Source organism: Streptomyces sp. V4I2 (assembly GCF_030817655.1).
Classification (GTDB): Bacteria; Actinomycetota; Actinomycetes; order Streptomycetales; family Streptomycetaceae; genus Streptomyces; species Streptomyces plumbiresistens.
On record NZ_JAUSZM010000003.1, the window covers coordinates 5,489,619 to 5,509,907 of the forward strand.

The following is a 20,289-nucleotide window of genomic DNA, read 5'->3' on the forward strand; positions in this document are numbered from 1 at the left end:
GAAACATCGCGAAACCATGGTGAACCACACCCCGGTCGGACTCAGTGAGTGGCTTCGGCGGCGATGTGCTGCGTACCGATCCGCTTGCGGAACACCCAGTAGGTCCACCCCTGGTAGAGCATGACGATCGGTGCGGCGATCGCCGCACACCAGGTCATGATCTTCAGGGTGTAAGGACTCGACGAGGCGTTGGTGACCGTGAGGCTCCATTCCTCATTGAGCGAGGACGGCATGACGTTCGGGAAGAGCGTCAGGAAGAGCATCGCCACGGCGGCCACGATGGTGACGCCGGACAGCGCGAACGACCAGCCCTCGCGCCCGACCTGGTTCGCAACGAGCGCGGCGACGAGCGCGGCCACCGCCACGACGAGCGCGACCAGGCTCTTGCCGTCACCGCCCTCGACCTGCGTCCACAGGAGGAAGACCAGTGCCAGCACAGCCGTGAGGAGACCGACTCCGGTCGCCAGCTTCCGTGCCCGCACCCGGATGTCGCCGACGGTCTTGAGAGCCGTGAACACCGCGCCGTGGAAGGTGAACAGCGTCAGCGTCACCAGTCCACCGAGGAGCGCGTACGGGTTGAGCAGATCCCAGAAGGTCCCGACGTAGTCGAAGTTCTGATCGAGCTTCACACCCCGCACGATGTTGCCGAAGACCACTCCCCACAGGAACGCCGCGATCAGCGAGGTCCAGAAGATCGCGTGCTCCCAGTTGCGCTGCCAGTTCTCCTCGGGCCGCTTCACCCGGTATTCGAAGGCGACACCCCGGACGATCAGAGAGACCAGGATGATCAACAGCGGCAGGTAGAAGCCTGAGAAGAGCGTGGCGTACCACTCGGGAAAGGCCGCGAACGTCGAGCCGGCGGCCGTGAGCAGCCACACCTCGTTGCCGTCCCAGACGGGGCCGATGGTGTTGATCAGCACCCGCCGCTCGGGCCGGTTGCGGGCGAGCACCTTGGTGAGGATGCCGACCCCGAAGTCGAAGCCTTCCAGGAAGAAGTACCCGGTCCACAGGAAGGCGATGAGGACGAACCAGACGCCGTGAAGTTCCATGACTGTGCAGCTCCCTCGGCCTAGTACGAGAAGGCCATCGGCTTGTCGGCGTCACGGGAGTCGCCGCCGATCTTCGTGGGCGGGTTGAGGTCGGCCTCGGTGAGCTCCGGCGGGCCGGCCTTGACGTACTTCGCGAGCAGCTTGACCTCGACGACCGCGAGGATGGCGTACAGGCTGGTGAAGACGATCATGGAGGTGATGACCTCGCCCTGGGAGACCGTGGGGGAGACAGCGTCCCGGGTCTGCAGGACGCCGTAGACCACCCACGGCTGCCGGCCCATCTCGGTGAAGATCCAGCCCCAGGAACTGGCGATCAGCGGGAAGGCCAGGGTCCAGATCGCGATGCGCCAGTACCACCGGGTGAGTGTCGGGCCGAGCGCCTTGTTCTTGAAGAGGACCACATGCGGCACCTCGTCCTCGCCGACCCGCAGGTGCTGGGGCAGCAGGAACTTCTTGCGGGTCAGCCAGAGTCCGGCCAGTCCGATGGCGAACGACGTCATGCCGAAGCCGATCATCCAGCGGAAGCCCCAGTAGGCGACCGGGATGTTGGGCCGGTAGTCGCCCGGACCGAACTTCTCCTGCTCGGCCTTGTTGACGTCGTTGATGCCCGGGACGTGCGAGGTGAAGTCGTCATTGGCCAGGAAGGACAGCAGTCCCGGAATCTCAATGGCGACCTTGTTGTGGCCGGCGTCGACATCCCCGTAGGCGAAGACGGAGAACGGCGCGGGCGCCTCGCCGTCCCACAGTGCTTCGGCGGCGGCCATCTTCATCGGCTGCTGCTCAAACATGATCTTGCCGAGGGTGTCGCCGCTGACCGCGGTGAGCAGGCCACCGACGACGACGGTGACCAGACCGAGCCGCAGTGAGGTCTTCATCTCACGGATGTGCTTCCTGCGGAGCAGGTGGAAGGCGGAGATGCCGACCATGAAGGCGCCGCCGGTGAGGAAGGCCGCGGTGAGCGTGTGGAAGGCCTGAGCGAGCGCGGTGTTCTGGGTCAGTACCAGCCAGAAGTCGGTGAGCTCGGCCCGCCCCTTCGACTCGTTGATCTTGTAGCCGACCGGGTGCTGCATCCACGAGTTGGCCGCGAGGATGAAGTAGGCCGACAGGATCGTGCCGATCGAGACCATCCACATGCAGGCCAGGTGGATCTTCTTGGGCAGCTTGTCCCAGCCGAAGATCCACAGACCGATGAAGGTCGACTCGAAGAAGAAGGCGATCAGCGCCTCGAAGGCGAGTGGGGCGCCGAAGATGTCACCGACGAAGCGCGAGTAGTCGGACCAGTTCATGCCGAACTGGAACTCCTGAACGATGCCGGTGACGACACCCATCGCGATGTTGATCAGAAAGAGCTTGCCCCAGAACTTGGTGGCCTTGAGGTACTTCTCCTTCTCCGTGCGCACCCACGCGGTCTGCAGTCCGGCGGTGAGGGCCGCCAGTGAGATCGTCAGGGGAACGAACAGGAAGTGGTAGACGGTGGTGATGCCGAACTGCCAGCGCGCCAATGTCTCCGGCGCCAGAGCCAAGTCCACGTCGTCAGTCTCCTTACATCGCCGTGGTGCAGCGGCGGTCTGCCCCTTTTGTCACACACATCACTGGAGCAACCGGGACACGCTTGTGAACGCGTTCACATTCACAAGCAATTATGCAGCATGCCCGTTCGAGACCGGAAGGGCGGGGTCCCTAAGCCGGACCGAGGGGCCCCACCAGGGACGGACCGGTAGGCCCTGGCATGCGAAGGGCTTCTCGGTTCCACGTGAAACCGAGACGCCCAGCACCCGCCGTCCTGGGACAGGGCGGCCCTACAGCTCTTTGCGGAACCCTTCCGCCACCTTCAGGAAGATGTCGTTCGCCTCGTTCTCCCCGACCGTGACCCGCACACCCTCGCCCGGGAACGGCCGGATCACCACGCCCGCCTGCTCGCACGCCGCCGCGAACGCGACCGTGCTCTCCCCCAGCCGCAGCCACACGAAGTTGGCCTGGGTCTCGGGCACCGTCCAGCCCTGGGCGCGCAGCGCGTCGACCACCCGCGTGCGCTCGCACACCAGCGAGCCGACCCGGCCGAGCAGTGCGTCCTCGGCCTGCAGCGAGGCGATCGCCGCGTCCTGTGCGATCTGGCTCACGCCGAAGGGCACGGCCGTCTTGCGCAGCGCCGCCGCCACGGGCTCGTGGGCGATCGCGAAGCCGACGCGAAGACCGGCCAGGCCGTACGCCTTGGAGAATGTGCGCAGCACGCAGACGTTCGGCCGCTTGCGGTACAGCTCCACGCCGTCCGGCACCTCGGCGTCGCGGATGAACTCGCGGTAGGCCTCGTCGAGCACGACCAGGACATCACCCGGCACCCGGTCGAGGAAACGCTCCAGCTCGGCCCGCCGTACCACCGTGCCCGTCGGATTGTTGGGGTTGCAGACGAAGATCAGCCGGGTCCGGTCGGTGATCGCGTCCGCCATGGCGTCCAGGTCGTGCACATCACCCGGCGTCAACGGCACCTGTACCGAGGTGGCACCGCTGACCTGCGTGATGATCGGGTACGCCTCGAAGGACCGCCAGGCGTAGATCACCTCGTCGCCGGGGCCGGAGGTCGCCTGGACCAGCTGCTGGGCCACGCCGACCGAGCCGGTGCCGGTGGCCAGGTGGGACAGTGGGACGGCGAAGCGCTCGGACAGCTCGTTCATCAGGCCTGTGCACGCCATGTCCGGGTAGCGGTTGAACGACGAGGCCGCGGCCGTCACGGTCTCCATCACGCCGGGCAGCGGCGGATAGGGGTTCTCGTTGGAGGACAGCTTGTAGGCGACCGGGCCTCCGGCCGCGGCGGGCCTGCCCGGCTTGTAGGTGGGGATTCCCTCCAGCTCGGCGCGCAGCTTGGGGCTCGTCTCGCTCACCGCAGTCCTCCTCGCGACCACCGGCGGCCCATCACCACCGCCGGCTTCCAATACTCCTCACCCTATGAGGATTCGGCGCGGCTGCGTACAGGTCGGATCCGACCTCGTCCGCCACACCTGCATCAGGGGCATCACACCGCCCGAAGGTGCACGAATCCGGGGGCGCTGTCACATATATCTATGCGCCGGTGGCTCACGCCGTGGCGCGCATCCCTCATAGAGGTGAGTTGAGACCTCTTCGAAACATGGGCCACTTGGCAGGCTTGCATGGGTCGACAAGCCACGTCCTGACATTGAAGGTGTCAACTACCTTGCTTTCCAAGGCAGTTGACACCCAATGACCTTGCAGAAACGTGCCTGTCAACGCGTGCATATGCGTCCGCCCTACCCCACCGCATGAGCCCTACTATCGGCTCGCCATGACAGCAGCAGGGAAGCACCAGGTGAGCCGCGCGGAAACCTCACGTCGGGGAAGCCGGCCGGGCCGGGCAGGCATCAGAGACGTCGCCGCCGCCGCCGGAGTATCCATCACAACCGTCTCCGACGCCCTCAACGGGAAGGGCAGGCTCCCGGACGCCACCCGACGGCATGTCCGCGAGGTCGCCGACCGGTTGGGCTACCGCCCGTCGGCCGCCGCCCGCACACTCCGTACCGGCAAGTCGGGACTGATCGGTCTGACCGTGACGACGTACGGGGATGAACCTTTCACCTTCACCGAGTTCGCGTACTTCGCCGAGATGGCACGCGCCGCCACCTCGGCCGCGCTGGCCCGCGGCTACGCCCTCGTCATCCTCCCCGCGACCTCCCGCCACGACGTGTGGTCGAACGTCGCCCTGGACGGCACGGTCGTCATCGACCCGTCCGACCAGGACCCGGTCGTCAGCGAACTGGTCCGGCAGGGTTTACCGGTCGTCTCCGACGGCCGCCCGGCCGGCACGCTTCCGGTCACCGCCTGGGTCGACAACGACCACGAGGCCGCCGTCCTCGGCATCCTCGACCATCTGGCCGACGCCGGCGCCCGCCGCATCGGCCTGCTGACGGGCACCACGACGGACACGTACACCCACCTGTCGACCACCGCGTACCTGCGCTGGTGCGAGCGCGTCGGCCAGGATCCGGTGTACGAGGCCTACCCGGCGCACGATCCGTGCGCGGGCGCCGTCGCCGCCGACCGGCTGCTCGCCCGCCCCGACCGGCCCGACGCCGTCTACGGACTGTTCGACCCGAACGGCACCGACCTGCTCGCCGCCGCCCGCCGCTACGGACTGCGCGTACCGGACGACCTGCTTCTGGTCTGCTGCAGCGAGTCCACCGTGTACGCCAGCACCGAGCCGCCCATCACCACGCTCTCCCTGAAGCCGCGCCGCATCGGCACCGCGGTGGTCCAGCTCCTCATCGACGCCATCGAGGGGGTCAACTCGGACCAACCGGTCGAGCAGGTGATACCGACCGAACTGATCGTGCGTACCTCGTCCCAGCGACGTCCTCAGCGAACGACCGTCAGTCCGCCGCGGTCGCCCGAGGAGAAGTAGCGCGGGGCGGGCCAGAGCGGGAAAGCGCGTTCCCCGGGGCGGGGCAGGCCGATGGCCAGGAGGTCGAAGCCCTGCCCAATCGGGGCGAAAGCCGCGGTGAACTGGAGTCTTGCTCCGATTCACCACCCCTGGGTCATCACATGGCGCGATCCGCATTCCTATGATGGGCCCACGACACCGCGGGCCGCTGCGACCAGGCAGTCCGAATCGGTGCAGATGCGGCGTGATGGTGGAGGGGTCTGATGACTCAGGGGGCCGGTCAGGGACCCGAAGTGGAGCGGGCGGCGACGTTGCGCGACTTCCGGGTGCCCGCATACGTCCACGGGACCGGTCCCTACCCCCCTGACGCGCCCGCCGACGAGGCCGTCCGCACGGTGGAGGAGCCGGTCGACCACCCCGACGGGTACACGCCGACCGAGCGCGACCTGCCGGTCATCAACCGGGGCGACACGCTCCAGGTGCACATCGACCCCGCGGCCGCGCCGGATCCTCAGCCGACGACCGGCCCCGGGCCGCTGTACGTCGTCGGAGACGTGCACGGCTATCTCGACGAGCTGGTGGCAGCCCTCCAGGAGAAGGGCCTGGTCGACTCCGTGGGGAACTGGTGCGCGGGCACCGCCCGGCTCTGGTTCCTCGGCGACTTCACCGACCGCGGGCCCGACGGCATCGGCGTCATCGACCTCGTGATGCGGCTGTCCGCCGAGGCCGCCGCGGCCGGCGGCTACTGCAAGGCCCTCATGGGCAACCACGAGCTGCTGCTGCTCGGCGCCAAGCGGTTCGGCGACACTCCCGTCAACTCCGGCGCGGGCACCGCCACCTTCCAGGCCGCCTGGCTGCTCAACGGCGGCCAGAAGAGCGACATGGACCGCCTCCAGGACCACCACCTTCAGTGGATGGCACGCCTCGACGCCATCGAGGCGGTCGACGGCCATCTGCTCGTCCACTCCGACACCACCGCGTATCTCGACTACGGCCACTCCATCGAAGAGGTCAACGACACCGTCCGCGAGACGATCACGCGCAACGACGCGGACGAGGTGTGGGATCTGTTCCGCAAGTTCACCAAGCGCTTCTCCTTCCGCGACGAGGGCGGCGCCGACGCCGTACGCTCCCTGCTCGATACGTACGGTGGCACCCGCATCGTTCACGGTCACAGCCCCATTCCGTACCTCCTCGGCGAGGTCGGTTCCGAAGAGGGCGAGGACCCGACTACGCCGCTGGTCGAGGGACCGCACGTCTACGCCGACGGACTCGCCATCGCGATGGACGGCGGAGTGACCATGGCCGGAAAGCTGCTGGTCCAGCAACTTCCCCTGGATATCTGAAGGTTCACAGGGCAGGCGTCTCCCGTGACGGACTGATCGACGACGGTGCTGGCCAGAGGGCATTTTCGGTAAACCCCCTGTCACGGCGTGCCTTCATCGCTCTACCATCGGCTTATCCGTAGCAGGCTCCCCTCCGTTTCTGCCCGACGGCTCGTCAGCGTGCGAGCCCCAAGCCCTACGGAGCATCGGGGGATGCACATGAACAGCGTTCCGCAGCACCTGCTGAGCGAGGACCGCCAGGAATACGAGCGGATCCTCGACGAGGCGCTGCGCTCCGCCCCACACCGTCCTGAACTGGCCGCTGTTGGTCAGCGGCTCAACCCGGAACAGCTGCGCACCATGGCGCTCAACGCCACCGTAATCATCACGGCGGCCGCGACGACCGAGTACCAGCACTATGTGAAGGTCCGCGAGGAACTGCGCCAACCGGCGCCGTCCACCCCGTCGTCCAGGCGCGAATCCGGCTCCGCGGAGCCGGGCACGAGCACGATGGGGCTCGCCACCACCATGGGTGAGGTCGCCGAGGCCGGCGCGGGCGCCGTTGCCGTCGTCGCGGTCCTGGCACCCGTCCTCGCCGGAACGGCCGCGGCGATCTTTCTGCTCGTGGGCTACATCCTGAAGATGCTCGACCCCGAGCCGGCGTTCGCCCAGACCATGCTCACCACCGGCTGGGTGTTCGGCGCGATGACCGCGGCCGGGATCCTCGTCGCCGCCGTCGGACTGCTGCTCACCGCGCTGCGCAATCGGCCCTCGCTCGAAGCCGGGTCGTACGGCGTGATGAGCGAGGAAGTGGCGCGGGCCAAGGAAGCCTGGCGCGAGGCCCTTTTGGAGCGCGGCATCCTGCCGTTCCTCCGAGAGGCTCTCGCCGACCCCGGCAGCGCCGCACTGCACCGTGCGACACCACCGGCGCGGACCAGCCGAATGCCACACCTCGGCTACGACCGCCCGGGCTTCAGCAGCCCGGACGACGGCGCCCCGGGCTCGCGCCCCAGCTTCACGAGCCCGGACTACACCAGCCCGGACTTCGGGGGGCCGGAACACCAGCCGGAGTAGCCGGAGCAGCCCCTCGGCTTGCGCCCCCACCCAGGGGAGCGCAAGCCGAAGACCCTGCTGCGGCGATCCGGTCGTTGCCGAACAGCGGTGGTTACGGCGCTGTCAGTCCGCGAGGGGCAGGTACACGCGGTTGCCCGCCGCGGCGAACTCCTTGGACTTCTGCGCCATGCCTTCCTCGATCTCGTCCTGACTCCCGCCGTGCCGGCGGCGGATGTCCTGGGAGATCTTCATCGAGCAGAACTTCGGCCCGCACATCGAGCAGAAGTGTGCCGTCTTGGCAGGCTCGGCCGGCAGTGTCTCGTCGTGGAACTCACGTGCCGTGTCCGGGTCGAGGGCGAGGTTGAACTGGTCCTCCCACCGGAACTCGAAGCGGGCGTCCGACAGCGCGTCGTCCCACTCCTGCGCACCTGGGTGCCCCTTGGCGAGGTCGGCTGCGTGGGCGGCGATCTTGTAGGTGATGACGCCGGTCTTGACGTCGTCACGATTGGGCAGGCCCAAGTGCTCCTTGGGCGTGACATAGCAGAGCATGGCCGTGCCCCACCAGGCGATCATCGCGGCACCGATGCCGGAGGTGATGTGGTCGTACGCCGGCGCGACGTCCGTCGTCAGCGGGCCGAGCGTATAGAACGGAGCTTCATCACAGATCTCCTGCTGAAGGTCGATGTTCTCCTTGATCTTGTGCATCGGGACATGTCCCGGGCCTTCGATCATGGTCTGAACATTGAAACGCTTCGCGATCCGGTTGAGTTCCCCGAGCGTGCGCAACTCCGCGAACTGTGCCTCGTCGTTGGCGTCCGCGATCGAGCCCGGCCTGAGGCCGTCGCCGAGCGAGTACGTGACGTCGTAGGACGCGAGGATCTCGCAGAGCTCCTCGAAGTTCTCGTACAGGAAGCTCTCCTTGTGGTGCGCGAGGCACCACGCGGCCATGATCGAACCGCCGCGGGAGACGATGCCGGTCTTGCGGTTCGCGGTCAGCGGTACGTACGGCAGGCGCACGCCCGCGTGGACCGTCATGTAGTCCACGCCCTGCTCGGCCTGTTCGACGACCGTGTCCTTGTAGATCTCCCAGGTCAACTCCTCGGCCCTGCCGTCGACCTTTTCCAGGGCCTGGTAGAGCGGGACCGTGCCGATGGGGACGGGGGAGTTGCGCAGCACCCACTCGCGGGTGGTGTGGATGTTGCGGCCGGTGGACAGGTCCATGACCGTGTCGGCGCCCCAGCGGGTCGCCCAGGTCATCTTCTCGACCTCTTCCTCGATGGAGGACGTCACCGCGGAGTTGCCGATGTTCGCGTTGACCTTCACCAGGAACCGCTTGCCGATGATCATCGGCTCGATCTCCGGGTGGTTGACATTGGCCGGCAGCACGGCTCGGCCCGCCGCGATCTCCTCCCGTACGACCTCGGGCGAAACGTTCTCCCGGACGGCCACGAACTCCATCTCGGGAGTGATGTCCCCCTGGCGGGCGTACGCGAGTTGTGTGACCGCGCCCCCGTCGCGGCTGCGGCGCGGCAGGCGCGGCCGTCCCGGGAAGACGGCGTCGAGGTTGCGCAGGCCGCCTCGCGGTGAGGTGTGCTTGATCCCGTCGTCCTCGGGACGGGCGGGACGGCCCGCGTACTCCTCGGTGTCACCGCGGGCGATGATCCAGTTCTCCCGCAGCGGCGCCAGGCCCCTGCGGACGTCGGTCTCGGTGAGCGGATCGGTGTACGGGCCCGACGTGTCGTACAGCGTGACTGACTGCCCGTTGGTGAGGTGCACCTGACGGACCGGCACCCGCAGGTCGGGGCGTGAGCCCTCGACGTACGCCTTGTGCCAGCCGATGGACTTCCCGCTCTTCCCGCTCTCCTCGCTGAGCTCGTTCTGCGTGGAGGCAGGCGTGCGTGCGTCCCTGTTGGTCATGAGACCTACTCCCTACGCCGGCATTACCCGGTAACAGGTTCGGCGGTCGACGCAGCGGCTTCCGTCTGCCGATGTTTCGTGTGAAACATCACTCGCTTGTGGCGATGTTTCATGTGAAACATGACTGGGACGGAGGTCAGCGCCCTCTCAGCCCGGTGCTCCGAGCTCCCGCGTGTACAAAGGTGCCTCCACGCTAGCGTCAATTCGGGCGCGGTGAACAGAGGGCCCCTGTCGTTCTTGCGATGATCGGTCGGTGACCACGACACAGCAGTTCCCGTTTCCGCCCTCCGAGCCGCCCCGCAGGCCGGGTGGCGGGAACGGCAACGGAGACGACGGCGGACGTGGAGACGGCCGTGGCGAGAGCCCTGGTGGCGGCGGAGCCGGCCACGGAGGCGGCCATGATTTCTTCGGCGCCAGAGGCGACATGCGTGGCCATCGCGCCGAAGCCGCTGGCGGGCACGGTGGCGGTCATGAGCCTGGTTATGGCGAGGGGCCTGGTCAGGGCTCCGGTGGCGGTCACGGGTCCGGTGGCGGTCACGGGTCCGGTGATGGTCACGGTCACGGCGACAACGGTTCCGGTGGCGGGCAGGGGCATGACGGTCCCGGTTCCGACGGCGGACACGGGCACTCGCACAGCCACAGTCATGGGCCGGCGGCGCCCGTCTCCAAGCATCTGCGCAAGGTCATCGCGGCGATCCTGATCCCGTTCGCCGCGGCCGTCCTGGTCGGGCTCGCGGTGCTGTGGCCCGGTGGTGCCCCGGGGCACGAGCGCACGGGCGTCGGCTTCGACCGGCAGACTCAGCAGGCCACGGTCACCGAGGTCGAGAGCGTGAGCTGCTCCTCGGTGAACGCCTCGGGGGAGACTCCGACCGGCGACACCTCCACCGCCGAGGGCTCGTCCGCGCAGCAGCAGGCGAACGGCACCTGCAAGAGGGCGACGATCCGGGTCGACACCGGCAAGGACAAGGGGCGTACCTTCACAGAGATCGTCCAGCCGGACCAGTCACGGCAGTTGCACGAGGGCGAGAAGGTCGTGGTCGCCTACGAGCCCTCTGCGCCGAGGGACCTGCAGTACTCGGTCACCGACGTCAACCGTCGCCTCCCGATGGCGCTGCTTGCCGGCATCTTCGCGCTCGCCGTCGTGGCCGTGGGCCGGCTGCGGGGCGTCATGGCCCTGATCGCGCTGGCCATCAGTTTCATGGTGCTGAACTTCTTTGTCCTGCCCGCGATCCTGCAGGGCTCGAATCCGCTGGTCGTGGCCGTGGTCGGGTCGAGCGCCATCATGCTGATCGCCCTGTATCTGTGCCATGGCCTGTCGGCCCGTACGTCCGTCGCGGTGCTCGGCACACTGATCTCGCTGCTGCTGATCGGCGTACTCGGCTCGCTGTTCATCGGCTGGGCCGCACTCACCGGCAACACGGACGACAACACCGGTCTGATCCACGGTCTGTATCCGTCGATCGACATGAGCGGTCTGCTGCTCGCCGGCGTCATCATCGGTTCGCTCGGTGTCCTCGACGACGTGACGGTCACCCAGACGTCGGCGGTCTGGGAACTGCACGAGGCCAATCCGACGATGGGCTGGCGCGGGCTGTACCGCGCGGGCATACGGATCGGCCGTGACCACATCGCGTCGGTCGTCAACACGCTCGTCCTCGCCTACGCGGGCGCCGCGCTGCCGCTGCTGCTGCTGTTCTCGATCGCGCAGAGCAGTGTGGGAACGGTCGCCAACAGCGAACTGGTCGCGGAGGAGATCGTGCGCACGCTGGTGGGCTCGATCGGCCTGGTCGCCTCGGTACCCGTCACCACGGCTCTCGCGGCCCTGGTGGTCTCGGCCGACCGGACGGGGATGGGGAACGCGGTGACGACGGGGGCTCCCGGGTCGTCTGGGGCCCCTACGGCCCCCGGGGCAACGGAAGCGGCAACGACCGGTGCCCGACCGGCTCCGGCACGCGGCGGGAAGGGACGGCGGCGCAGGCGCTGAGACGGGAGAGCCGTCCAGCCTGGCCGACATGGCCGACCCGGCCACACCTGCCGACCCTGCCATCAACCCGTCCCGCCAATGACCCACCACGCCCGCACGCAGAAGCGTTACTGCACACCCCCACGCCCGAGAGTGAAGCGATTCGCCGCTTCCCCGCTGAAACGCTTCAGCCCGCGCTCTGCTCCTCCGCCAGGATGCGGTCCAGAGCCTCGTCGAGGTGGGCGTCGAAGTCGGCGTGCGCGCCTTCCTGGCCCAGGGGCACCAGCTTGTCGGTGCGGTCGAGGAAGGCGATGAGGGGCGCCGTGGACGAGCGGAACAGTGCCTGGTCGCTGCCGACCTGAAGCCGGATCAGTACGTCACCCAGTGAGTCGGGCTCGGCGGGCGAGACGCGCACGTCCCCGTCCCCGCACGGCCGTCCCACCCCGTCGATCAGCAGCTCGCGACCGAAGGCCCAGGTCACCGGGGCATCGCCCGGCAGATGGAAGGTCAGCCGGATGGCATAGGGATCGCAGGTCTCGTAGCGCAGCTCCACCGGAATTCGGAAGGAGAGCTCCTCGGAGACGAGAAAGCTCATCATGACCTCTGCCTGCACGAACTCGCGCATCGCCTACCCCGTCACTTGACGTCGACTGGCTGGGAACCATCCCTCTGACACTGAGGGAATCTTGCTGAACGTGCACGACAGATCACAAGGAGTGAGTTTTCAGATACTGATAGAGATCGCGAGTGACCCCATGAGCCGAGCCAACGCGCCCTGCAATTGCTGCGTTGCCGCCGGGAGCCGGTCGGCCTGATGGGAGGGCAGAGAAATGGCCATCGTCGCCGCGACGTTACCCACTGTGATCGGGATCGCCGCGCACACCGTGCCCAGTGCGTACTCCTGTCGTTCCGTCACCGGTTCCGCCCGCCTCATCCGTTCGAGCCGTCGCAGCATGGAATGGTTGTCACGCACGGTGTAGGGCGTGATGGACTGCACCGGGTAGCGGTCGAGATGGTCGCGGCGGGCGTCGTCGTCCAACTGGGCCAGCAGACACTGGCCGATGGCGTGCGCGTGCCCGGTCTCGCGGAAGTCCGCCCACTCCTCGACCGCCGGGTTGCCCGGGGTGTCGGAGACGCACACGACCTCGATCTCGCCGTCGCGGTACATCGCGTAGTACACCGGTACGCCGATCGCGTCGCGCCAGTGTGCGAGCGTCTCCGCGACCGTGCTGCGACATTTCTGCTGGGCTCCGCTGCTGCCCAGCCGCTCAGCCGCTTCACCGAGGAAGAACAGCCCTTTGTCGCGGCGCAGATAGCCCTCGTGCACGAGGGTGCGCAGCAGGTGGTAGGCCGTCGGGAGCGCCAGGCCCGTCTCGCGGGCCAGTTGCTTGGCGGGGGCTCCGTGTTCGTGTTCGGCGACGCACTCCAGCAGGCGCATGGCGCGCTGCACGGATCCGATGAGGGTCGAGGAGTGCGGCGGCGTGGGTGACGCGGTCGCCTGCCGCTGCCTCGGAGGGGTTGTGGGGCGTGGCCGCGCCGGCGGTGCGGCGGGCTGCTCCGGGGGCCGCATACGGGCTCCCGGGGGCAGGAGGTCGGCCCTGCCGGCCGCGGCGGGTGCGTGGAGCTGAGCGGGTGAGGTGGGTACGGGAGATGGAACGGGTGCGGTGGGTCCGTGGGACTGAGCGAGTGCGGTGTCAACCGTGGCCAAGGGTCACTCCCGGAGCGCGAGGGGGCAGCCCGTGCGGGGGAACACGGGAGGGGGTGTACGCCGCTCGCGGGGTCGTCGTCCCCGCGTCGAGTTCCGGACTCTAACCGTCCGCCACCGTTGGCAGACGGCCTGCACAGGAAACTTCCCTCGCCCGAGGGAACCGGTGATTCCTGTTACCGATCGCCGGTTGCCTCGAGTTGACCGCTCACCAGTCGCTGCGTGACGAGGAACTCGTCGTGAACTTCCGTACGACGTAGATCAGTCCGCCGACCAGTGCCACGAAAACCAGCACCTTGAAGAGCAGACCGATGACGAAGCCGACGACGCTGGCTATCAGCCCGCCGAACACGACCAGGGCGATGACAGGCACCGCGACCCACTTCACCCACCACGGCAGTCCCGTGAAGATCTCTCGCATCGCCCTCGCCTCTCTGGTGCCCGGCACTTGTGGTGCCGGAGCTCCTGAATGTCCTGCACTCGATGCTAGGGCGGGAGGAGCTCCGGCGGGGGCCTCGCATCCCTTGTCCGCCCCTGACTGATCCCCTAGGGAACCCCGAGGTCGCAGGTCAGCTCTCGGGCGGAGAGAAAACCACCATCACCCTGAGGTCCTCGCTGATGTGATGGAACTTGTGCGCGACACCGGCCGGTACGTAGACGACGCTGCCGCGCGCCACCTGGGTGGTCTCCATGCCGACGGTGATCGCGGCGCGGCCGCTGACGACGAAGTAGACCTCGTCCTGGTTGTGCGGCTGCTGCGGGTCGCGCTCGCCCGCGTCGAGGGCGTACAGGCCGACCGACATGTTCCGCTCCCGCAGGAACTGCAGGTAGGCGCCATCATTGGCGGCGCGCTCCGCCTCCAGTTCGTCCAACCGGAATGCCTTCATCGACTTCGTCCGCCCTTGCCCGTGTCGTAACAGATCTCTTCTGCGACGATCAGACACATGAAGAATTTCGTAGTCAAGACGATCGCCAACGCGGGCGCCCTGGCGGTCGCCGTATGGCTGCTCGACAAGATCACCCTGACCGGCGACAGCACCGGCAAGAAGGTCTGGACGCTGCTCCTCGTCGCCCTGGTCTTCGGTCTGGTGAACTTCCTGGTCAAGCCCATCGTGAAGGTCCTGACCTTCCCTCTGTTCATCCTGACCCTCGGCCTGATCACCCTGGTGGTCAACGCCCTGATGCTGCTGCTGACCTCATGGCTGGCCGACAAGCTCGACCTGAGCTTCCATGTCGAGGGCTTCTGGACCGCTGTCCTGGGCGGCCTGATCATCTCGATCGTGTCCTGGGCGCTCCACGTCGTCCTGCCCGACGAGGACTGAGCGCGCCATGACCTACCGCGTCTGCTTCGTCTGCACCGGCAACATCTGCCGCTCCCCGATGGCCGAGTCGGTCTTCCGCGCCCGCATACGGGAAGCCGGGCTCGACGGCCTGGTGGAGGTCGACAGCGCCGGCACGGGCGGCTGGCACGAGGGCGACGGCGCCGACCCGCGCACCGTCACGGTCCTGGAGAACGGCGGCTACGACGGCACTCACACAGCCCGCCAGTTCCAGCCGTCGTGGTTCTCCCGCCTCGACCTTGTCATCGCTCTCGACGTAGGCCACCTCAAGGCCCTGCGCCGTCTCGCGCCCACCTCGCAGGACGCGGAGAAGGTTCAGCTGCTGCGTTCCTACGACCCCGCCGCGGGCGCCGACCTCGACGTGCCGGATCCGTACTACGGGGGCATGGACGGCTTCGAGGAGTGCCTTGAGATGGTGGAGGCGGCGAGCGAGGGTCTGCTCGCCGCGGTACGCGAGGACGTGGAGGGACGGGCGGCATGAGCGCTACGAGCGGGCAGGGACTCCCTGGGGGCAGCGGTGACGGCACGCGCGCGGTGCGGGCCGGGCTGCCCGAGCCGGTCAGGCACGAGCCGACCCTGCCCGGTCCGGTGTTCGCCGCCCATTTCCATCTGCCGGGCGAGGTGACGGGTCCGTACAGTTACGGCCGCGACGACAACCCGACCTGGACCCTGCTGGAGCGCGCCATCGGGGAGCTGGAGGCGCCCGGGCGGGAGGGCGTGGAGACGCTCGTGTTCGCCTCGGGCATGGCTGCCATCTCCTCGGTGCTCTTCTCGCAGCTGCGGGCCGGAGACGCGGTCGTCCTGCCCGATGACGGCTACCAGGCGCTGCCCCTCGTACGCACGCAGTTGGAGGCCTACGGCATTGAGGTGCGCACGGCGCCCACCGCCGGCGACGCCCAGCTGGACGTCCTCGACGGCGCGAAGCTGCTGTGGATGGAGACGCCGTCGAACCCCGGGCTCGACGTGTGCGACATCCGACGGCTCACCGAGGCTGCGCACGCGCGTGGCGCCCTGGTCGCCGTCGACAACACGCTCGCGACACCGCTCGGGCAGCGCCCGCTGGAGCTCGGCGCAGACTTCTCCGTGGCCAGCGGCACCAAGCAGCTCACCGGGCACGGGGACGTCCTGCTGGGATACGTCACCGGTCGCGACGCCGAGGCCATGGCCGCCGTACGGCGCTGGCGGAAGATCGTCGGAGCGATCGCGGGGCCGATGGAGGCCTGGCTCGCCCACCGTTCGATCGCCACGCTCCAGTTGCGGGTCGACCGGCAGAACGCGACCGCCCTGGTGCTCGCGGAGGCGCTGCGAGGGCGCCCCGAGGTGACCGGGCTGCGCTATCCGGGGCTGGCCGACGACCCCTCGCACAAGGTCGCCTCGCAGCAGATGCGACGCTACGGGTGCGTGGTTTCCTTCACGCTGCCCACGCGCGCGCGTGCCGACCGTTTTCTCGACGCGCTGCGGCTCGTCGACGACGCGACCAGCTTCGGTGGGGTGCGCTCGACGGCCGAACGCCGCGGGCGCTGGGGCGGAGACGCCGTGCCGGACGGTTTCATCCGTTTCTCGGTGGGTGCCGAGGATCCCGAGGACCTGGTGGCGGATGTGCTGCGCGCGCTGGACGAATCGTCCCGGTAAGCCCCTGCGCGCCCGCCGAGGGCGGGCACGGCTACGCACAACGGGCGGTCCGAGCCTCCCCCCTCGTGGCTCGGACCGCCGCGGTTCTGCGCGCGAAGAACCGCGCGACCAAGGCTAGTTGACTCTGTGTCAGTGTCCAATCACAGTAGCGACAGAGACCTATCGACATATTTATAGTTGGGCCCTGCCTGGGGGCCGGGAGAAGGGCAGGGAAGAGGAGGGCGTCGCCATGGATCTGGCCTTGCTGCGCACCTTTGTCACGGTGCACCGGGCCGGTTCCTTCACCCGCGCGGCCGCGCTGCTCGGCCTGTCGCAGCCGGCCGTCACCTCACAGATCCGCACTCTGGAGCGGCAGTTGGGGCGCCCCCTGTTCCTGCGGCAGGCCCGGGGAGTGACGCCTACGACCATCGGCGACGAGCTCGCCCACAAGGCGGCGCCGCATCTCGACGCCCTGGTGGAGATCACCGAGGCCGGGCTCGACGACGAGTCCTCCTTACGGACACTGCACCTCGCCGGCCCTCCCGAGTTCACCGCCGAGCGGGCACTGCCCGCGCTCACCGAACTGACCGGCGAGGACGGTCAGGGCTTCGCCCTGCGTGCCTCCTTCGGGAACGCCGAAGAAGTTCTGGAAGGACTCGCCGCCGGGCATCACGATCTGGCCATCTGCACGGCCCGTCCGCGCGGCGCACTGCTCACGGCGACTGCGCTCTGCGACGAGGAACACGTCCTGATCGCTGCCCCACACTGGGCCGAGCGGCTCGGCTCCGGAAAACCGCGCCGCAAGGGGGCACGGGTCCTGGAGAACGTCACCTCGGTCAAGGGGAGACGGGTGTCGGAGGGCGGCTCCGCGGCCAAAGGGAGACGGGCGCCGGAGAACTTCGCCATGACCAAGTCCACACCCGCGTTGGAGCACGTCCCGGTGGTCGAGGTGCACGAGTCGCTGCCCTTCGTCTCCCGCTACTGGGCTTCGGTCTTCGACTCTCTCCCGGCCGCCCCGGGCACCGTGATCGTCCCGGACCTGCGTGCGGTCCTCGCCTGCGCGGTGGCAGGCGCCGGGCTCGCCGTGCTGCCCCGCTATCTGTGCGCATCCGCCCTGGAACGCGGTGAGGTCGTCGCGCTGCATGATCCTGCGGTGCCGCCCCTGCGGACGTACTTTCTGGTGGTCCGCACCGGCACCCTGGCGATGCCGCACATCGCGCGGGCCCACGAGTGGTTGCTGCGGGCGGCCGGCGACTGGTGCTGAGCCGCGTATTTCAGCTGGTCACCGCCTCGCGGTGCCGCCGACCGCCAGCTCGCTCCGAGCCGTTCACACGGTGCGCTCATTCGGTGACGTTTCGCGATGTTTCACGTGGAACCAGCGGGGCCACATTTCTCCCATGACCGTCCGACCCGTGGTCAAGCGCACCGCCCGCGCCGTTCTGCTGGACGGTGACGACCTGATTCTGATCAAGCGCACCAAGCCCGGCTTGGATCCGTACTGGCTCACGCCCGGCGGCGGAGTCGAGCCGGACGACCCAACCGTCGTCGACGCCCTGCACCGCGAGGTGTACGAGGAGCTCGGCGCCAAGATCACCGACGTGGTGCCCTGCTTCGTCGACACCGTCGAGCACATCGGCGCGGACGGCGGTGCGACCGGCGTGAAGGTGCAGCACTTCTTCGTCTGCCACCTGGAGTCCATGGATCCCTCCCTGCGGCACGGCCCCGAGGTGGACGAGCCCATCGGCGAGTACGAGATCGTGCGGGTGCCGTTCACTCGCGTCGGGATCGCTTCCGTCCACCTCGTACCGCTGTCGCTGCGGCACTACCTGGACGGCAACATCGAGGGCGTACGCGCCATGCACGCCCCGGACCTCGGCTGACCTCCGGCACCGGGTCACTGAGCGACGGCGACGAGCTCCTCCACCGAGTCGTGGCGTATGCGTTCCGACGGGATGCCACTGTCCCTGAGCGCGTCCACACCACTGCGGATCATTCCGGGCGGGCCGGAGAGATAGGCGTCGTATTCGTTCCACGGTCCGTACGCGCGTATGGCGTCCGGGAGCTGGAGGTGCGCCTGCTGGTCGATGACCGCACGGACCGAGAGCCACGGGTGGGACTGCTGGAGCCTGAGCATGGTGTCGATGTCGTAGAGGTCGTGGTCGGTGCGGGCACCGTAGAACACCTCGACCGGGCGCCGTTCGCCATGCTCGGCAACGTCCTCGACGAGTGCCTTGATGGGCGCTATGCCGGTCCCGCCGCCCAGGCAGAGCAGCCCACTGTCGGTGGTGTGGTCGACGGTCATCGAACCGGCGGGCGGGCCGAGCCGGATGATGTCACCGGGCCGGGCACGGTGCACCAGGGCGTTGGAGACCCAGCCCGCAGGGACGGCCTTCACGTGGAACGACAGCAGACCGTCGGAGCGGGGCGCGGAAGCGAAGGAGTAGTGCCGCCAGATCCGCGGCCACCAAGGCGTCTCCACGCTCGTGTACTGGCCTGCAAGGAAGGGATAGGGCTGGTCGGGGCGGACGGTGACGACCGCGACGTCCGGTGTTCTGAGGTCGTGCGCCACGACTTCCGCGTACCACCAGGCGGGGGCGCGCAGTTCGTCCGTCGCCGCCGCGTCGATCATGACCTGCGAGATCGTGGTGTACGTCCGGACCCATGCCGCCTCGAGCTCCGGATTCCAGATGGCGGAGGCGTACTTGCTCAGGGCACCGATGAGGCACTCGCCGACAGCCGGGTAGTGCTCGGCCCGGGTGCCGTACTTGCGGTGTCCGCGGCCGAGGTTCTGCAGATACTCGACGAGGACCTCGGTGTTGTCGATGTGCTCGGCCGCAGTGAGCAGCGCCTTGAGCAGCCGGTCCCGCTGGGTGTCCATCGCGGCCGGGAACAGCGACCGGAGGTCGGGGTGGCGTACGAAAAGCAGCGCATAGAAGTACGAGGTGACCTTGTCGGCCACGGGTCCGACCTCGGCCATGGTCCGGCGGACGAGGACGGCATCCGGGGAGGCGTCCTGCTTCGGGGCGGAGCGCTGGGTGGGTACGCGGTGTTCGGCGGGCGGTGCTTCGGGAAGGGGGGCTTGGGTGAGGAGAGGAGTCTGGACGAGCGGGGCCTGGGCGAGCGGGGATTGGACGGGCGGAGCCGGGGCGGGCGGGCCGGAGGCCGATATGAGGGGCGATATCTCGGGCGTCTGTATCGCGGTGGTCTCGCCGGTCCCGGTGGCGGCCGGTACGTCGGCCGGGGTGGCGGGCGGTGCGCCGACTGACGCCGGTGTGGGCGGTGTGTCGTCGCCGGCTTCGGCGGGCGGCTGTGCGCCGTCGCTTGTCGTGGCGGGCGGTGCGGTGTTCGGCGTCGGCGGGTCCTTGTCGGCGCCGGTCGCGGTCCTGCTGCCTACCGGGCGCATCGCCGCCAGACGACGGCCGTCGGTGGGCTCCTGTTCGCTGCCCGGAGTCGTCGCCGGCTGCTTGCGCGGCGTGAACCAGCCGCTCCCGCCGCCGGACGTGCCGTTGTCGGCCGGCGTGGTGATCGGAGCGTCCATGGTGTGCCTCGCCTCGAACATCTTTCGGTCGGTCTGCGCACTTCCCTGGTCGGAAGATGCCTGCTTTCCCCCGCAGACGGCTTGCTCTCTTGTCCGGCGCCGCAGCCAATGCGGCCACAGTCAACCCGTGTTCCGGCTCCGTACGGACAAGTAGGCGAGAGTGTGACATTGGCCGCAGCACTCTCACCGCAGCGTCCCACCCGGTATGGACGCCCGGCCTCATTACCGGAAATGCGGGTCTTCGATCTCTCCGTCCCGTTAGGCTGCATTGCCCTGCTCTCGGCCCGCTCGGGACGTGCAGGACGAGCTCCTCACCCGGACGCGAACCGGAGTCGACCATACCGGCCACCGCTCCGCACACAAGTCCCCCCTCCTCCTCCACGAATATGACGAGGGGC

At 68.4% G+C, this 20,289-nt stretch carries 18 protein-coding genes and 1 riboswitch; of the genes, 9 read left to right on the forward strand and 9 right to left on the reverse strand.

The window, feature by feature from the left end:
* Positions 1 to 41: 41 nt before the first annotated feature.
* The 3 genes from cydB to hisC form a co-directional block, all read right to left on the reverse strand.
* Complete coding sequence (gene cydB, locus QFZ76_RS25995) at positions 42 to 1,049, reverse strand: cytochrome d ubiquinol oxidase subunit II (RefSeq protein ID WP_307675997.1); 1,008 nt, start codon at positions 1,047 to 1,049, stop codon at positions 42 to 44.
* Between the two features lie 20 nt (positions 1,050 to 1,069).
* Positions 1,070 to 2,578: a cytochrome ubiquinol oxidase subunit I gene (locus tag QFZ76_RS26000; RefSeq protein WP_307675998.1), complete on the reverse strand. Its 1,509-nt coding sequence runs from the start codon at positions 2,576 to 2,578 to the stop codon at positions 1,070 to 1,072.
* 270 nt (positions 2,579 to 2,848) lie between these two features.
* Positions 2,849 to 3,928, reverse strand: coding sequence for a histidinol-phosphate transaminase (gene hisC, locus QFZ76_RS26005; protein ID WP_266436749.1), 1,080 nt, complete (start codon positions 3,926 to 3,928; stop codon positions 2,849 to 2,851).
* Positions 3,929 to 4,347: 419 nt separating this feature from the next.
* Here hisC and QFZ76_RS26010 point away from each other — a divergent pair, with 419 nt between their 5' ends.
* The 3 genes from QFZ76_RS26010 (at position 4,348) to QFZ76_RS26020 (ending at position 7,838) form a co-directional block, all read left to right on the forward strand.
* The gene (locus tag QFZ76_RS26010) at positions 4,348 to 5,460 is read left to right on the forward strand and encodes a LacI family DNA-binding transcriptional regulator (protein ID WP_266436748.1); all 1,113 of its coding nucleotides are present in this window, start codon (positions 4,348 to 4,350) and stop codon (positions 5,458 to 5,460) included.
* A 242-nt stretch (positions 5,461 to 5,702) separates the two neighbouring features.
* Complete coding sequence (locus tag QFZ76_RS26015; protein WP_307675999.1) at positions 5,703 to 6,785, forward strand: metallophosphoesterase; 1,083 nt, start codon at positions 5,703 to 5,705, stop codon at positions 6,783 to 6,785.
* A gap of 192 nt (positions 6,786 to 6,977) precedes the next feature.
* The gene (locus tag QFZ76_RS26020; RefSeq protein ID WP_307676000.1) at positions 6,978 to 7,838 is read left to right on the forward strand and encodes a hypothetical protein; all 861 of its coding nucleotides are present in this window, start codon (positions 6,978 to 6,980) and stop codon (positions 7,836 to 7,838) included.
* A gap of 102 nt (positions 7,839 to 7,940) precedes the next feature.
* Here the strand turns inward: QFZ76_RS26020 and thiC are convergent, their stop codons facing one another.
* Positions 7,941 to 9,734 carry a phosphomethylpyrimidine synthase ThiC gene (thiC, locus tag QFZ76_RS26025; protein WP_307676001.1) on the reverse strand — a complete coding sequence of 598 codons (1,794 nt, stop codon included), beginning with the start codon at positions 9,732 to 9,734 and terminating at the stop codon, positions 7,941 to 7,943.
* A riboswitch (TPP riboswitch) is annotated at positions 9,727 to 9,916 on the reverse strand. It overlaps the preceding gene by 8 nt.
* A gap of 242 nt (positions 9,917 to 10,158) precedes the next feature.
* Between thiC and QFZ76_RS26030 the strand changes: the two genes are divergently transcribed.
* Positions 10,159 to 11,718 (forward strand): YibE/F family protein, encoded by a 1,560-nt coding sequence (locus QFZ76_RS26030; RefSeq protein ID WP_307676002.1) that lies wholly within the window; start codon positions 10,159 to 10,161, stop codon positions 11,716 to 11,718.
* A gap of 166 nt (positions 11,719 to 11,884) precedes the next feature.
* Here the strand turns inward: QFZ76_RS26030 and QFZ76_RS26035 are convergent, their stop codons facing one another.
* The 4 genes from QFZ76_RS26035 to QFZ76_RS26050 form a co-directional block, all read right to left on the reverse strand.
* Positions 11,885 to 12,322 (reverse strand): SsgA family sporulation/cell division regulator, encoded by a 438-nt coding sequence (locus QFZ76_RS26035; RefSeq protein ID WP_266436739.1) that lies wholly within the window; start codon positions 12,320 to 12,322, stop codon positions 11,885 to 11,887.
* Between the two features lie 99 nt (positions 12,323 to 12,421).
* Positions 12,422 to 13,267, reverse strand: a complete 846-nt coding sequence (locus tag QFZ76_RS26040) for an IclR family transcriptional regulator (protein ID WP_307676003.1) — start codon at positions 13,265 to 13,267, stop codon at positions 12,422 to 12,424.
* Between the two features lie 343 nt (positions 13,268 to 13,610).
* Positions 13,611 to 13,823, reverse strand: coding sequence for a DUF5326 family protein (locus QFZ76_RS26045; protein WP_307676004.1), 213 nt, complete (start codon positions 13,821 to 13,823; stop codon positions 13,611 to 13,613).
* A 148-nt stretch (positions 13,824 to 13,971) separates the two neighbouring features.
* On the reverse strand, positions 13,972 to 14,289 hold the full coding sequence (locus QFZ76_RS26050) for a cupin domain-containing protein (RefSeq protein WP_266436733.1): 318 nt from the start codon (positions 14,287 to 14,289) through the stop codon (positions 13,972 to 13,974).
* 57 nt (positions 14,290 to 14,346) lie between these two features.
* On the opposite strand from QFZ76_RS26050, the gene QFZ76_RS26055 reads away from it, so the two are divergent.
* From QFZ76_RS26055 to QFZ76_RS26075, 5 genes are all read left to right on the forward strand, one after another.
* Positions 14,347 to 14,724: a phage holin family protein gene (locus QFZ76_RS26055; RefSeq protein ID WP_307676005.1), complete on the forward strand. Its 378-nt coding sequence runs from the start codon at positions 14,347 to 14,349 to the stop codon at positions 14,722 to 14,724.
* A 7-nt stretch (positions 14,725 to 14,731) separates the two neighbouring features.
* Positions 14,732 to 15,223, forward strand: coding sequence for a low molecular weight protein-tyrosine-phosphatase (locus QFZ76_RS26060; RefSeq protein ID WP_307676006.1), 492 nt, complete (start codon positions 14,732 to 14,734; stop codon positions 15,221 to 15,223).
* On the forward strand, positions 15,220 to 16,374 hold the full coding sequence (locus QFZ76_RS26065; RefSeq protein WP_307676007.1) for a cystathionine gamma-lyase: 1,155 nt from the start codon (positions 15,220 to 15,222) through the stop codon (positions 16,372 to 16,374). Before QFZ76_RS26060 ends, QFZ76_RS26065 begins: the two co-directional genes overlap by 4 nt.
* Before the next feature lie 229 nt (positions 16,375 to 16,603).
* On the forward strand, positions 16,604 to 17,617 hold the full coding sequence (locus tag QFZ76_RS26070) for a LysR family transcriptional regulator (protein WP_307676008.1): 1,014 nt from the start codon (positions 16,604 to 16,606) through the stop codon (positions 17,615 to 17,617).
* A gap of 133 nt (positions 17,618 to 17,750) precedes the next feature.
* Positions 17,751 to 18,233, forward strand: coding sequence for an NUDIX domain-containing protein (locus tag QFZ76_RS26075; protein WP_266436723.1), 483 nt, complete (start codon positions 17,751 to 17,753; stop codon positions 18,231 to 18,233).
* A gap of 14 nt (positions 18,234 to 18,247) precedes the next feature.
* Here the strand turns inward: QFZ76_RS26075 and QFZ76_RS26080 are convergent, their stop codons facing one another.
* The gene (locus tag QFZ76_RS26080) at positions 18,248 to 19,912 is read right to left on the reverse strand and encodes a globin domain-containing protein (protein WP_373464352.1); all 1,665 of its coding nucleotides are present in this window, start codon (positions 19,910 to 19,912) and stop codon (positions 18,248 to 18,250) included.
* Between the last annotated feature and the right edge of the window lie 377 nt (positions 19,913 to 20,289).